The 13,175-nt window shown below is 67.3% G+C and carries 14 protein-coding genes and 1 riboswitch; of the genes, 4 read left to right on the top strand and 10 right to left on the bottom strand.

Annotation, left to right across the window (positions count from 1 at the left end; translation table 11 throughout):
* Positions 1 to 97: 97 nt before the first annotated feature.
* Positions 98 to 610: a fimbrial protein gene (locus tag BIZ42_RS12270; RefSeq protein WP_070426611.1), complete on the top strand. Its 513-nt coding sequence runs from the start codon at positions 98 to 100 to the stop codon at positions 608 to 610.
* Positions 611 to 668: 58 nt separating this feature from the next.
* Positions 669 to 1,388 (top strand): fimbria/pilus periplasmic chaperone, encoded by a 720-nt coding sequence (locus tag BIZ42_RS12265; RefSeq protein WP_070426610.1) that lies wholly within the window; start codon positions 669 to 671, stop codon positions 1,386 to 1,388.
* 81 nt (positions 1,389 to 1,469) lie between these two features.
* On the opposite strand, the gene thiL is transcribed toward BIZ42_RS12265, so the two are convergent.
* The 10 genes from thiL to BIZ42_RS12215 form a co-directional block, all read right to left on the bottom strand.
* Complete coding sequence (thiL, locus tag BIZ42_RS12260; protein ID WP_083279852.1) at positions 1,470 to 2,432, bottom strand: thiamine-phosphate kinase; 963 nt, start codon at positions 2,430 to 2,432, stop codon at positions 1,470 to 1,472.
* An 8-nt stretch (positions 2,433 to 2,440) separates the two neighbouring features.
* Complete coding sequence (gene nusB, locus BIZ42_RS12255; protein ID WP_019182513.1) at positions 2,441 to 2,920, bottom strand: transcription antitermination factor NusB; 480 nt, start codon at positions 2,918 to 2,920, stop codon at positions 2,441 to 2,443.
* Positions 2,917 to 3,384, bottom strand: coding sequence for a 6,7-dimethyl-8-ribityllumazine synthase (gene ribH / locus BIZ42_RS12250; RefSeq protein ID WP_070426609.1), 468 nt, complete (start codon positions 3,382 to 3,384; stop codon positions 2,917 to 2,919). Before ribH ends, nusB begins: the two co-directional genes overlap by 4 nt.
* Positions 3,385 to 3,567: 183 nt before the next feature.
* Positions 3,568 to 4,683, bottom strand: a complete 1,116-nt coding sequence (gene ribB, locus BIZ42_RS12245; protein WP_070426608.1) for a 3,4-dihydroxy-2-butanone-4-phosphate synthase — start codon at positions 4,681 to 4,683, stop codon at positions 3,568 to 3,570.
* The gene (locus tag BIZ42_RS12240) at positions 4,680 to 5,282 is read right to left on the bottom strand and encodes a riboflavin synthase (protein WP_070426607.1); all 603 of its coding nucleotides are present in this window, start codon (positions 5,280 to 5,282) and stop codon (positions 4,680 to 4,682) included. Before BIZ42_RS12240 ends, ribB begins: the two co-directional genes overlap by 4 nt.
* Before the next feature lie 75 nt (positions 5,283 to 5,357).
* Positions 5,358 to 5,502, bottom strand: a riboswitch (FMN riboswitch).
* Positions 5,503 to 5,691: 189 nt separating this feature from the next.
* Positions 5,692 to 6,774 carry a bifunctional diaminohydroxyphosphoribosylaminopyrimidine deaminase/5-amino-6-(5-phosphoribosylamino)uracil reductase RibD gene (gene ribD / locus BIZ42_RS12235; protein ID WP_070426606.1) on the bottom strand — a complete coding sequence of 361 codons (1,083 nt, stop codon included), beginning with the start codon at positions 6,772 to 6,774 and terminating at the stop codon, positions 5,692 to 5,694.
* A gap of 70 nt (positions 6,775 to 6,844) precedes the next feature.
* Positions 6,845 to 7,366 (bottom strand): transcriptional regulator NrdR, encoded by a 522-nt coding sequence (gene nrdR, locus BIZ42_RS12230; protein WP_019182518.1) that lies wholly within the window; start codon positions 7,364 to 7,366, stop codon positions 6,845 to 6,847.
* Positions 7,367 to 7,474: 108 nt separating this feature from the next.
* Positions 7,475 to 7,897, bottom strand: a complete 423-nt coding sequence (locus BIZ42_RS12225; protein WP_070426605.1) for a hypothetical protein — start codon at positions 7,895 to 7,897, stop codon at positions 7,475 to 7,477.
* Between the two features lies 1 nt (position 7,898).
* Positions 7,899 to 9,152, bottom strand: coding sequence for a serine hydroxymethyltransferase (gene glyA / locus BIZ42_RS12220; RefSeq protein WP_070426604.1), 1,254 nt, complete (start codon positions 9,150 to 9,152; stop codon positions 7,899 to 7,901).
* A gap of 202 nt (positions 9,153 to 9,354) precedes the next feature.
* Positions 9,355 to 9,825, bottom strand: a complete 471-nt coding sequence (locus BIZ42_RS12215) for an RcnB family protein (RefSeq protein ID WP_070426603.1) — start codon at positions 9,823 to 9,825, stop codon at positions 9,355 to 9,357.
* A 235-nt stretch (positions 9,826 to 10,060) separates the two neighbouring features.
* Between BIZ42_RS12215 and ettA the strand changes: the two genes are divergently transcribed.
* Positions 10,061 to 11,725, top strand: coding sequence for an energy-dependent translational throttle protein EttA (gene ettA, locus BIZ42_RS12210; protein WP_019182522.1), 1,665 nt, complete (start codon positions 10,061 to 10,063; stop codon positions 11,723 to 11,725).
* Positions 11,726 to 11,850: 125 nt separating this feature from the next.
* Positions 11,851 to 13,167, top strand: a complete 1,317-nt coding sequence (locus BIZ42_RS12205; protein ID WP_019182523.1) for an NCS2 family permease — start codon at positions 11,851 to 11,853, stop codon at positions 13,165 to 13,167.
* Positions 13,168 to 13,175: the final 8 nt, after the last annotated feature.

Below are 13,175 nucleotides of genomic sequence, written 5' to 3'. Positions count from 1 at the left end.
GCATTGGTTGTCCGCCGCCCCGCCTGCAGACTGCGCACTGTCGATCGGGCGCCGAGCGTTCGTCGGCGTTCCTTTTCTGATCTACCAAGAGAATCCCATGTCGAACATCACCCGCGCGCTGGGCGCTTGCCTGCTCGTTGCCGTTGCGCCATCCGCCTTCGCCGAGAAGCTGGAGATCACCGGCGAGATCATGCCCACCACCTGCGAGGTGCAGGCTGCCGCCGGCACCATCACCGTGCCGATGGGCAAGGTGGAACTGACCTCGATCAATGCCGATACCCGTGCTGGCCAGAAGAACTTCAGCATCCTGCTGGACTGCTCCGGCTCGGGCGCCGAGCAGGACGTGGGCGTGCGCTTCGGCGGCGCGCCGCATGGCACCACCGGCAACCTGGCGCTGAATGCTGGCTCGGGCGCCACCAACGTGGGCGTTGCGCTGTACGACTTCGCCGGCAACCACCAGAAGATCGGCGAGGACCCGGTGCAGTGGGTGACCATCCCCGCCGCCGGCAGCGGCCAGCTTGACTACAGCGCGTGGTACGCCTCGCCGAGCCAGAATGCCACCGCCGGTAGCGCCAATGCGTCCGGTGATTTCGTGGTCGTCTACAAGTAAGCCCGCGCCTGTTTCCGGCCCGATCCGGGCCGGAAACAGCTTGTACAAGAGTCAAGCCATGAATCTCCGAGCAACCATGTGTGTCGCCCTGCTGGCTGGCGCGATATCGATCCCTGCGCATGCCGCCGTGACCCTGCAGGGCACGCGCATCGTGCATGACGCGAGCAAAGGCCGCGACGTGACCGTGCAGGCCAGCAATCGCGGCGAACTGCCGGCGATGGTACAGGTGTGGATCGACAACGGTGACAGCCAGGCACGACCCGAGCATGTGCGTACGCCGTTCCGGCTGACCCCGGCCGAGCCGCGCCTGCTGCAGGCACATCAGGGCCAGGCGTTCCGCGTCACCTATGCCCCACGCCCAGGCGAAGCGCCGCTGCCAACCGATCGCGAATCACTGTTCTATTTCAATCTGTTGGATATCCCACCCAAGCCCAAGGACGCCGCGGGCAGGAACCTGTTGCAGTTTGCGGTGCGCACGCGGGTGAAGCTGTTTCATCGGCCCGAAGGATTGCAGGGTGCGGCGCGCGATGCCGCGGCGGCATTGCAGTGGTCGGCCGATGGCGACGCATTGCAGGTACGCAACCCCAGCGCCTACCACGTGACACTGAGCACGCTCACCTTGGCCGATGGCCGCAAGCTGGACGTGGACATGATCGCGCCGGGCACTGAGGTACGGTTGCCGTTGCCGCAGGGCACGACGATGCCGGCCACGGTGAGCTTCCAGTGGTTGGACGATTACGGCACGCCGCGCAACCACGATGCGCCCGTAGGCCCATGAGCACCGCACTCGTGCAACCTGGTTCCCGCGTCGCTTCGGCCTTTGGTGGCTGCGGGGCGGACGCTTACCTGTACGATGTGATCACGCGAAGTGCTGGTAGCCGCCGTCGGTGGCTTCACCATTCACCTGCACGCCTTGCCCGTCGACAATGCGGCCGATGCGGGTCAGTGGCAGGTCCAGTGATTCGGCCAGATAGTGCAGCGCGTCGCGCTGGTCGGCAGCGGCGGTGAAGCACAGTTCGTAGTCGTCGCCACCGCGCAGCGCGCACTCGCGTGCACCCTCGCGGCCGAGCAGTTCGCGCAGTGCCGACGACATCGGCAACGCGTCGGCGTCGACTTCGGCGCGTACGCCGCTACGTGCAGCGATGTGGCCCAGGTCTGCCAGCAGGCCGTCGGACACATCCACGGCGGCGTGCGCGAATGCACGCAGGCGCAGGCCCAGGGTGACGCGCGGGGTGGGCCGCAGCAGGCGCAGGCGCAGGCATTCGTAGTCGGCCAGCAAGGTGGCGGTGGCCACGTTCAATGCGCCCTGCTGCCACAGGCGCAGCGCACCGGCGGCATCGCCGAGTGTGCCGCTCACCCAGATGTCATCGCCGACCTGAGCGCGGTCGCGGCGCAGTGCCTGGCCGCGTGACACCTGCCCCATCGCAGTGACCGACAGTGACAGCGGGCCACGCGTGGTGTCGCCGCCGATCAGCGCGATGTCGTGCTGGTCGGCCAGGGCGAAGAAGCCATCAGCAAAGGCATCGATCCAGTCTTCGCCGGCCTCGGGCAGCGACAGCGCCAGCGTGCACCAGGCCGGGCGTGCGCCCATCGCGGCGAGGTCGGACAGGTTGACGGCCAGCGTCTTCCAGCCGATGTCGAACGCCGGGGTCTCCGCCGGAAAATGCACCCCGCTGTTGAGGGTGTCGGCGGTGACCACCAGTTGTTCGTTCGGGCGCGGCTGCAGCAGTGCAGCGTCATCGCCGATGCCGAGCACGATGTCGTCGCGCTCGACGGTGCGCGCCCGGATGCGGTCGATGAGGGCAAATTCAGCCAGGGACATGGGGCCGATCAGCCCCCGTTTTCGACCTTGCGCCATTCCACGGCGGCGCGATCCAACACCCCGTTGACGTAGGTGTGGCCGTGCTCGGAACCGAAGCGCTTGGCCGATTCGATCGCTTCGTTGATCACCACGCGGTACGGCACGTCCAGGCGGTAACGCATTTCATAGGCGGCCACGCGCAGCGCGGCGCGTTCGATCGCATCCACTTCCTCGATGCCGCGGTCCAGGTACGGATCGATCGCCGCGTCCAGGTCCTTGCGGTTGTCGAGCACGCCGTGCACGAGCGCTTCGAAGTAGGCCAGATCGGCGATCTCGCGGGCCTGTTCGTGGGCGAACTGGGCGATCACGCTCTGCGCGTTGCCCCCCGAGATCTGCCACGCATAGATTGCCTGCAGCGCACGACGGCGGGCGCGCGAACGCAGCACCGGATCGACGCCATCACGGCGGACGGGCTTACCGGAGGGCTTGCCCGGGTTTGACTTGTTCATGGCAGCTGCTCCAGAAGATTGACCATTTCCAACGCCGTCAGTGCGGCTTCCTCACCCTTGTTGCCGTGGCTGCCACCCGCGCGGGCTTCGGCATCCTCGACCCGCTCCACCGCCAGCACGCCATTGAGCACCGGCACGCCGAAATCCAGCTGCACGCGCATCAGGCCTTCCGCGCAGCGGTCGGCGACGTGTTCGTAATGACGGGTATCGCCCCGGATAACGCAGCCCAGGGTGATGATCGCGGCATGCTGATGGGCGGCGGCCAGGCGCGCGGCGACCAGCGGCAGTTCCCACGCGCCGGGCACGCGGATCACGTCGATGGCGGCCTCGTCGATCCCGTTGCCGGCCAGGCTCTGCCGCGCACCGGCCACCAGCACGTCGGTGATGCGGGCATTCCAGCGGCTGGCGAGGATGGCGAAACGGGCCTTTTCCGGAGTACGGAGGTCGCCTTCGTAATGGCTCATGTTCGGCGTGGGGTCCATTTAATAGGTGAATATTCTAGCGCATGGCCGCGTGTCGCCGGGCCGCTGTGCGTTACGGGACGGGTCGGTGCAGCAGCCCGCCTGGGTCAGGGGGCTGCCGCGAAGCGGCGGGGGTCTGGGTGATGGTAAGAGGGACCCGCGCTTTGCGAAGCAGATCGTGGGGCGTCAGCGCGCATGCGATGACGTGCTCCCCACCGTCTCGACCACTTCCAGGCCATACCCGGCCAGACCGATCTGGCGGCGGGGGGTGCCCAGCACGCGCAGCTTGCCCAGGCCCAGATCGGACAGGATCTGGGCCCCGGCGCCGTTGCGGCGCCACTGGCTCACATCTTTGTCCTTGCCCGGCACCACCGGCTGCGGCTGCTGGCGCAGGCGGGCCAGCAGGCTGTTGGTGTCGCGCGGGGCCGACAGCACCACCATCACGCCACGCTCGGCAGCCGCGATCGCGCGCAACGCATCGGTGGAGGCCACGCCGAAATCGTCGCGACGCCAGTGCAGCAGATCGGCCAGCGGGTTTTCGACCTGCACCCGGACCAGGGTCGGCTCGGTATCGGGGGTGCCGCGGACCAGCGCGAAGTGCAGGTCGTGGGCGATCCGGTCGCGGTAGGTGACCAGCGTGAACGGGCCGAACTCGGTCTCGATCTCACGCTCGTCCACCCGCTCGACGGTCTTCTCGGTGGCCAGGCGGTAGGCGATCAGGTCGGCGATGGACCCCATCTTCAGGCCGTGCTCGCGGGCGAACACCTCCAGCTCCGGGCGGCGCGCCATGCTGCCGTCCGGATTCAGGATCTCCACCAGCACGCCGGCCGGTTCCAGCCCGGCCAGCATGGCCAGGTCCACGCCCGCCTCGGTATGCCCGGCGCGGGTGAGTACGCCGCCCGGCTGGGCGATCAGCGGGAAGATGTGGCCCGGCTGGTGCAGGTCGGCCGGCTTGGCGTCCGGCTTCACCGCGGTGCGGATGGTGTGCGCGCGGTCGTAGGCCGAGATGCCGGTGGTGACACCCTCGGCGGCCTCGATGCTGACCGTGAAGTTGGTCTGGAACTGCGCGGTGTTGGCCTGGACCATCGGCGCCAGGCCGAGATCGGCAGCGCGCTCGCGGGTCAGCGGCAGGCACACCAGGCCACGGCCATGGGTAACCATGAAGTTGATGTCCGACGGCTTGACCAGCTCGGCGGCCATGATCAGGTCGCCTTCGTTCTCGCGGTCTTCGTCATCGACGATGACGACCATGCGGCCGAGGCGGATGTCCTCGAGGATCTCGGGAATGGGGGCGAAATTCATGCGCGTGCTCCTGCACCCAACAAACGTTCGACGTAACGGGCGACCAGATCGATTTCAAGATTGACCGCACTGCCCACGGCCGTCGCAGCGAAGGCGGTGTTGGCGACGGTGTGCGGGATGAGGGCGACCTCGAAGCCCTGCTCGTCCACCTCGTTGACGGTCAGGCTGACCCCGTCCACGCAGATCGAGCCCTTCTTGGCGATGTAACGCAGCAGCGCGGCCGGCGCGGCGAAGCGCCAGCGCTGGGCGCGCGCGTCGTCATGCACCGACAACACCTGGCCCAGGCCATCGACATGGCCGCTGACCAGATGGCCGCCGAGGCGGTCGGTCGGGCGCATGGCGCGTTCGAGGTTGATGACGGCGCCGTCGGCCAGCTGCCCCAGCGTGGTCAGGCCCAGCGTCTCGGTCGAGGCGTCGGCCTGGAAGCGGGTGGCGTCATAGGCGATGACGGTGAGACAGACCCCGTTGATGGCGATGCTCTCGCCCATCTGCACGTTCTCGAACGGCAGGGTGCCTACGTCAAAGGTGAAGCGGACATCGCCGCCAAGGGTGTCGCGTGCGGCCAGACGGCCGACGCCTTCGATGATTCCAGTAAACACGTAACGTTCTCCGCGGAAAGTGAGCGAAAAACGCCGCAAGGCATATAGGTGCACGCCGGGCACAAGGCCCGGCCGCACCGTCTTCTTTCATCCGGACTATACCGTCGGCTCCGGCATTGGACCGGATCTGCTGACCTTCCCGGGGGCCGGGAAGCGCTCGCGGGCTCGTGCTTGCGCACCTACCGCCGGTGGGGAATCGCACCCCGCCCTGAAGACGTTTATGTACCGGCGAACCGGCCCGGCTAGTGTAACAGGGCACCCTGACTGCGGGCTTTAAGTTAAATAAGTGTTAAGCTACGCGCCTGAGTGCTGCGCCGCGTGGATATGACGGCGCACACGTCGGTTACTGATCGAGCTGCAGCGTCCGCGCCGCGCCATGATCGAACGGGTCCTGAAAGGGGCCCGTTTTTTATGGGCGCAGCATCAGCCTCACGTCTGCCCCCACCTGCCGCTGGTCCACCACCCGCAGCCGACGCTGCTGCTCCATCGCGTGGATGCCCAGGCCGGACAGCAGCGGCCGGCCATGCTCGCCGAGCAGCGTGGGCGCCTGATACAGCAGCAGTTCGTCGACCCAGCCCCCGACCAGCAGCGCACCAGCCAGAGTCGCACCGGCTTCGGTGTGCACTTCGTTGATGCCACGCTCGGCCAGTAGCGCCAGCACCGCCCCCAGATCCAGGCGGCCATCGACGCTGGGCGCAGTGGCGAATTCGGCATCAGCCGCATCCGGCGCGCTGACGGCGGCGTCGTGCACGTACAACGTCGGCGCCCCACCCTCGCGTACGCGACTACATTCCAGCGAACGCAGGCGTGCATCGAGCACCACGCGCAGCGGCGGCAGTACCTCGGTGTCGGCCAGGCGCACGGTCAGCATCGGGTCGTCGGTCAGCACGGTGTCGGCGCCGGTCAGGATCGCACCCGCACGCGCGCGCCAGTGCTGCACATCCTCGCGCGCGGCCGCACCGGTGATCCACTTCGATGTCCCATCGGCCATCGCGGTGCGGCCATCCAGGCTGGCGGCCAGCTTCACCCGCAGCCACGGCCTGCCGCGCTCGATGCGCGACAGGAAGCCCTTGTTGAGCTCGCGCGCCTGCGTGGCCATCAGGCCTTCGGCCACCTCGATGCCGGCCTCGCGCAGCAGCACGAAGCCGCCCCCGTCGACCTTCGGGAAGGGATCACGCATCGCGGCCACCACGCGGCTGACACCGGCGTCGATCAGGGCCAGTGCACACGGCGGTGTGCGCCCGTGGTGCGCGCAGGGCTCCAGGGTGACGTAGGCGGTGGCGCCGCGGGCCTGCTCACCGGCCTGGCGCAGCGCGAACACTTCGGCGTGCGGGCCGCCGGTGCGCTGGTGCCAGCCCTCGCCCACCACGACCCCATCGCGGGCAATCACGCACCCCACCATGGGATTGGGCCGCGCGGTGTATGCGGCACGTTCGGCCAGGCGCAGCGCGTGCGCCATGTGCTGATGGTCGAGAGCGGAGAAATCGGTCATGGCGGGGATCATCTGGCGGCGTGCAGCCGCGATGGTAGCCCAGCCGGGGTGGCCGCGATGCGGCCGGGGCTCAGCCCTTTTTCTTCTTGGTCAGCGCGATCACATCGCCGAGCAACTGCAACTGCTCGGTGCTGGAGGGCAGCTCGCGTTCGAGCTTCTCGATCTCCTCGCGGAAATCGGCCACGTCTTCGAAGCTGCGGTACACCGAGGCAAAGCGCACGTAACCCACATGGTCCAGCTTGCGCAGTTCGTTCATCACGAACTCGCCGACCTTGATCGAGGGGATTTCGCGTTCGCCACAGATGCGCGCCTGCTGCATCACCGCGCGCACCGCCAGCTCGATCTTGTCTTCGGGGACCGGGCGCTTCTGCAGCGCGCGGTCGAAACCACTGCGGACCTTGCGCGCATCGAAGGCCTCGCGGCTGCCGTCGCTTTTGACGATCGCCGGCAGTTTCAGTTCGATGGTTTCCAGGGTGCTGAAGCGCTCGTTGCAAGCCTCGCACTCGCGGCGACGCCGGATCGTCGCGCCGTCTTCAGAGACGCGCGAATCGATCACACGGGTGTCGGCATGCTGGCAGAACGGACAGTACATGGAACGCCTTGCATCGGGAAAACGTCATGCCGTGGTCACGGCAGCGTCGCAACGGTACCTGAGAGAGACAGGCAACAGCAAATGGCAGGGGGCAGAGGCCAGCCCAGCCTAGGCCGGCTGCCGACGAAGCCACAGCAGGTGCGCCGCGCAGGAGAGCATCGGCGGCCCGGCCAGCAGCAGAACCAGTGCCGTCGGACTCACGGCGGCCTGCCAGAATGCCATGCCGACCACCGCCAGGGCGGCAAGGACGCCAAGGCCCAATGCAGCCCACGGCCAAGGCCCGGCATCGCGCAGGCCGGTGCGTCCCTTTCGGAGATAGCGGCCACTCAACCACAGCCAGCCCACGATCCCGATCAGGCCTGCCGCCCCCCAGCTGCCAATCACCAGGCGCGAGGCCCGGTCCAGATAGGCCGGCTCGACGAACGCGACCCAGACCCCGATGGCGGCGAAGGTGCCACCGCCAGCCATCCCCACGATGCCGCAGACCAGGGCCAGCACGGCGTAGATACGCCGTTGCCGGCCCTCGTCCATGTCAGCCGTAGACCGGGTACTTGCGGCACTGCGCGCTGACCGCGTCGCGGACGCGGGCGATCACGGCCTCGTCAGCCGGGGCATCGAGCACGTCGGCGATCCAGTTGGCCAGGTCCACGCAGTCCTGTTCCACGTAACCGCGCGTGGTGACCGCCGGGGTGCCCAGGCGCAGGCCCGAGGTCACGAAGGGCGAACGCGGGTCGTTGGGCACCGAGTTCTTGTTGACGGTGATGTGGGCCAGGCCGAGCGCGGCTTCGGCATCCTTGCCCGAGACATCCTTGCCGATCATGTCGACCAGCATCAGGTGGTTCCGGGTGCCGCCGGACACGATCTTGTAGCCACGCGCGATCAGCGTGCTGGCCATCGCCTGGGCGTTCTTGACCACCTGCTGCTGGTAGGCCTTGAAGCCCGGCTCCAGCGCTTCCTTGAAGGCCACGGCCTTGCCGGCGATGACGTGCATCAGCGGGCCGCCCTGGATGCCCGGGAACACGATGGACTGCAGCTTCTTCTGCAGTTCTTCGCTGGCCCCCTTGGCGATGATGATGCCGCCACGCGGGCCGCGCAGGGTCTTGTGGGTGGTCGAGGTGACCACGTGGGCGTGCGGCAGCGGGCTCGGGTAGACGCCGGCGGCGACCAGGCCAGCCACGTGCGCCATGTCCACGAACAGGTAGGCACCGACCTTGTCGGCGATGGCGCGGAAGCGTGCCCAGTCCACCACCTGCGAGTAGGCCGAGAAACCGGCCACGACCATCTTCGGCTTGTGCTCCAGGGCCAGGCGCTCGACCTCGTCATAGTCGATCAGGCCGGCTTCGTCGACGCCGTACTGGATGGCGTTGAACAGCTTGCCCGAGGCGTTGACCTTGGCACCGTGGGTCAGGTGTCCACCGTGGGCCAGGCTCATGCCCAGGATGGTGTCACCGGGCTGCAGCAGCGCGAAGTACACCGCCTGGTTGGCCTGCGAACCGCTGTGCGGCTGCACGTTGGCGTAGTCGGCGTCGAACAGCTGCTTGAGGCGGTCGATCGCCAGCTGCTCGGCGATATCCACGTATTCGCAACCACCGTAGTAGCGCTTGCCCGGATAGCCTTCGGCGTACTTGTTGGTCAGCTGGCTGCCCTGGGCCTCCATCACGGCCGGGCTGGTGTAGTTCTCGCTGGCGATCAGCTCGACATGGTCTTCCTGGCGCTGGGTTTCGGCGGCGATGGCCTTGGCCAGTTCGGGATCGTAGGTTTCGATGCGGACGTCACGCGGGAACATCGGTTACTCCAGGCAGGCAGAGGGGGTACAGCGCGAGCCTTGGATTGTAGTCCCCGGGCGCGGGGCTGACCAATTGTGCCGCCGATCGCCGGCACCCCCGCATGCTGCCCAGGGCGCCAGCCGCAGCAGCCCACCGCGGAAACCAGAACGACGCCCCGAAGGGCGCCATCCGTGTGAGGTACCGCCGCGATTGGACCCGGTCTTACCGGTTGTTGATCACGTAGTCGGCAATGATCCCGGTGGCGATGGCGACCAGCAGCAGGTTGCCGCGGTCGTCGCGGATCCAGTGATGGTCGCGCGGCGGGCGGCGCACCGAGTAGCGGCTGTAATCGTTGACCACATAGACCGGGCCGCCGTAATACTCACGGTAGCGGTGGCCGCGGGCCCAGCCGTAGGAGCCATAGCCCGGCGCCGGGCGATAGACCACCCGCGGCGGCGGCGGGCCCGGGCGGTAGTAGCCGCGGTTGTCATAGCGGCGGTCGTAACGGCGGTCATGGCGGACTTCGCGACGGTCATGACGATCGTGCCGGTCATGGCGGTTGTCACGGCGGTCATCACGCCACTCGCGGCGGTCGTGACCGCGCCCACGGTGGTCATCGGCGAAGGCCGGGGCCACGGTGCCCAAGGCCAGCAGCGAGGCGACGGCCCCGACTACAAATCGATTCATGCGCATGATTGGCCTCGCTTGGTGGGTTGATGGCTCCATCATGCGCACCCCGTCTGAACGGTCTCCGGCTGGAAACGGTTTCCAATTCAAGGGCTTTGACCCCGCATTCAGGCGGCGGCAAGCCCCGGCGCCCTTGGCTCCCGGCGGCATTGATCGCTTCCGGCTATAATCGGGGCATCCTTTTCTTCCTCTGTTCCTGTTCCGTCCGGAACGGGCGCAGGGTTGCGCCTTCGGAGAGCTCATGTCCTCGCAATACATCTACACCATGAACCGCGTCAGCAAGGTGGTCCCGCCCAAGCGGCAGATCATCAAGGACATCTCGCTGTCGTTCTTCCCGGGTGCCAAGATCGGCCTGCTGGGCCTGAACGGCGCCGGCAAGTCCACGGTGCTCAAGATCATGGCCGGCGTGGACACCGATTTCGAGGGCGAAGCCCGCCCGCAGCCCGGCATCAAGGTCGGCTACCTGGCCCAGGAACCGGAGCTGGACCCGACCAAGACCGTGCGTGAAGCGGTCGAGGAAGGCGTCGGCGAAGTGCTGCAGGCCCAGGCCCAGCTGGACGCGGTCTACCTGGCCTATGCCGAGGAGGGCGCCGACTTCGACAAGCTGGCCAAGGAACAGGAGCGCCTGGAGGCGATCCTCGCCGCCGGCGATGCGCACACCCTGGAAAACCAGCTGGACGTGGCCGCCGATGCGCTGCGCCTGCCGCCGTGGGATGCGGTGATCGGCAAGCTCTCCGGTGGTGAAAAGCGCCGCGTGGCACTGTGCCGCCTGCTGCTGCAGAAGCCGGACATGCTGCTGCTCGACGAACCGACCAACCATCTGGACGCCGAGTCCGTCGAGTGGCTGGAACAGTTCCTGGCGCGCTACACCGGCACCGTCGTGGCGGTCACCCATGATCGCTACTTCCTGGACAACGCCGCCGAGTGGATCCTGGAACTGGATCGCGGCCGCGGCATTCCGTGGAAGGGCAACTACACCGATTGGCTGATGCAGAAGGACGAGCGCCTGAAGCAGGAAGACAACCAGGAAAAATCCCGCCAGAAGGCGATCCAGAAGGAACTGGAGTGGTCGCGCCAGAACGCCAAGGGCGGCCGCACCAAGGGCAAGGCCCGTCTGGCCCGCCTGGAAGAACTGCAGTCGGTGGATTACCAGAAGCGCAACGAGACCAATGAAATCTTCATCCCGCCGGGCGAGCGCCTGGGCAACTCGGTGATGGAGTTCAAGAACGTCTCCAAGAAGTTCGGCGACCGCCTGCTGTTCGACGAACTGAGCTTCCTGGTGCCGGCCGGCGCGATCGTGGGCATCATCGGCCCCAACGGTGCCGGTAAGTCGACCCTGTTCAAGATGATCACCGGCCAGGAAAAGCCGGATTCGGGCGAAATCACCGTCGGCCCGACCGTCAAGCTGTCCTACGTGGACCAGAGCCGCGACGCGCTGGAAGGCAACCACAACGTCTTCCAGGAAATCGCCGGCGGCCTGGACATCCTCAACATCAACGGCATCGAGATCCAGTCGCGCGCCTACATCGGCCGCTTCAACTTCAAGGGCCAGGATCAGCAGAAGCTGGTCGGTTCGCTGTCCGGTGGTGAGCGTGGCCGCCTGCACATGGCCAAGACCCTGCTGCAGGGTGGCAACGTGCTGCTGCTCGATGAACCGTCCAACGATCTGGACATCGAAACCCTGCGTGCGCTGGAAGATGCGCTGCTGGAGTTCCCGGGCAACACCTTCGTGATTTCGCATGACCGCTGGTTCCTGGATCGCATCGCGACCCACATCCTGGCGTTCGAAGGCGATTCGCACGTGGAGTTCTTCCAGGGCAACTACCGCGAGTACGAAGAAGACAAGCGCCGCCGCATGGGCGACGACGCTGCGCCGAAGCGCCTGCGCTTCAAGGCGCTGAAATAAGGCAACCGGAAAGGCCGCGCTCGCGCGGCCTTTCTCATTTCGGTAGGTCACCACCGTTGCTGGTGACGCTTTGAAGCGTACCGACCAACGGTCAGTACCCAACACCAACGGTTTGAGATTTCGCGATGTCCCTCCCCGAACGCCTGTTCCAGCTGCAGCAGCACGGCACCTCCGTGCGCACCGAACTGCTGGCCGGCCTGACCACGTTCCTGACGATGTCCTACATCGTCTTCGTCAACCCGGACATCCTGGCCACCACCGGCATGGACCCGGGCGCGGTGTTTGTCGCCACCTGCCTGGCCGCCGCGCTGGGCTCGCTGGTGATGGCGTTCGCGGCCAACTTCCCGGTCGGCATGGCCCCGGGCATGGGCTTGAATGCGTTCTTCGCCTTCACCGTGGTGGGCGCGGCCGGCCTGCCGTGGCAGCAGGCGCTGGCGGCGGTGTTCATCTCCGGCCTGGTCTTTCTGGTGCTGTCACTGACCGGCGTACGCGCCTGGCTGGTGGCGGGCATCCCCGCTTCGCTGCGCGCGGCGATCGTGGCCGGCATCGGCCTGTTCCTGGCGATCATCGCGCTGCAGAAATCCGGCGTGATCATCGCCAACACCGACACCCTGGTCGCACTCGGGCCGCTCAACACCGCCCCACCGCTGCTGGCCCTGGCCGGCTTTCTGCTGATCGCGATCCTGGAGGCACGCAAGGTGCGCGGCGCGATCCTGATCGGCATCCTGGCGGTGACCGGGGCGGCCTGGCTGCTCGGAGACGTGCAGTTCCATGGCCTGATCTCGCTGCCGCCGAGCCTGGCGCCGACGTTCCTGCAGCTGGACCTGCCGGGCCTGCTGCATCACGACGGTGGCGCGCCGATCGCGGTGCTGCTGCAGGTGGTGCTGGTGTTCGTGCTGGTGGAAGTGTTCGATGCCACCGGCACGCTGTACGGCGTGGTCGGTCGTGCGGGCCTGTTGAAACTGCCCGGCGCGCAGAAGCGGTTCGGCCGTGCCTTGTTGGCCGACAGCACCGCGATCGTGGCCGGTTCGCTGCTCGGGACCAGCAGCACCACCGCCTTCGCCGAAAGCGCTTCGGGCGTGCAGGCCGGTGGCCGTACCGGTCTGACCGCGCTGGTAGTGGCGGCATTGTTCCTGGCGGCGCTGCTGTTCTCGCCCCTGGCGGCAATGGTGCCCGGCTATGCCACCGCCCCTGCCCTGCTGTTCGTGGCCGGGTTGATGCTGCGCGAGCTGGTCGATGTGGACTGGGGCGACCTGACCGAATCGGTGCCGGCCGCGCTGTGCGCGCTGGCGATGCCGTTCACCTATTCCATCGCCAACGGCCTGGCCTTCGGCTTCATCGCCTATGCGGTGCTCAAGGCCGGCACCGGGCGCTGGCGCGACGTGCATCCGGCGGTGTGGCTGGTGGCCGGGTTGTTCGTGCTGCGCTACGCGCTGGAATAAGGGCAACG

Origin of the sequence: Stenotrophomonas sp. LM091, assembly GCF_001806305.1 — a bacterium.
GTDB classification, from domain to species: Bacteria; Pseudomonadota; Gammaproteobacteria; order Xanthomonadales; family Xanthomonadaceae; genus Stenotrophomonas; species Stenotrophomonas bentonitica_A.
This window is presented reverse-complemented; position numbering and strand designations above follow the sequence as displayed.

Bases quoted from the DNA above. Each gene is read 5' to 3' on its own strand.
- BIZ42_RS12270 (WP_070426611.1), top strand. From the start codon at position 98: ATGTCGAACATCACCCGCGCGCTGGGCGCTTGCCTGCTCGTTGCCGTT.
- BIZ42_RS12265 (WP_070426610.1), top strand. From the start codon at position 669: ATGAATCTCCGAGCAACCATGTGTGTCGCCCTGCTGGCTGGCGCGATA.
- thiL (WP_083279852.1), bottom strand. From the start codon at position 2,432: ATGTCCCTGGCTGAATTTGCCCTCATCGACCGCATCCGGGCGCGCACC.
- nusB (WP_019182513.1), bottom strand. From the start codon at position 2,920: ATGAACAAGTCAAACCCGGGCAAGCCCTCCGGTAAGCCCGTCCGCCGT.
- ribH (WP_070426609.1), bottom strand. From the start codon at position 3,384: ATGAGCCATTACGAAGGCGACCTCCGTACTCCGGAAAAGGCCCGTTTC.
- ribB (WP_070426608.1), bottom strand. From the start codon at position 4,683: ATGAATTTCGCCCCCATTCCCGAGATCCTCGAGGACATCCGCCTCGGC.
- ribD (WP_070426606.1), bottom strand. From the start codon at position 6,774: ATGACCGATTTCTCCGCTCTCGACCATCAGCACATGGCGCACGCGCTG.
- nrdR (WP_019182518.1), bottom strand. From the start codon at position 7,366: ATGTACTGTCCGTTCTGCCAGCATGCCGACACCCGTGTGATCGATTCG.
- BIZ42_RS12225 (WP_070426605.1), bottom strand. From the start codon at position 7,897: ATGGACGAGGGCCGGCAACGGCGTATCTACGCCGTGCTGGCCCTGGTC.
- glyA (WP_070426604.1), bottom strand. From the start codon at position 9,152: ATGTTCCCGCGTGACGTCCGCATCGAAACCTACGATCCCGAACTGGCC.
- BIZ42_RS12215 (WP_070426603.1), bottom strand. From the start codon at position 9,825: ATGCGCATGAATCGATTTGTAGTCGGGGCCGTCGCCTCGCTGCTGGCC.
- ettA (WP_019182522.1), top strand. From the start codon at position 10,061: ATGTCCTCGCAATACATCTACACCATGAACCGCGTCAGCAAGGTGGTC.
- BIZ42_RS12205 (WP_019182523.1), top strand. From the start codon at position 11,851: ATGTCCCTCCCCGAACGCCTGTTCCAGCTGCAGCAGCACGGCACCTCC.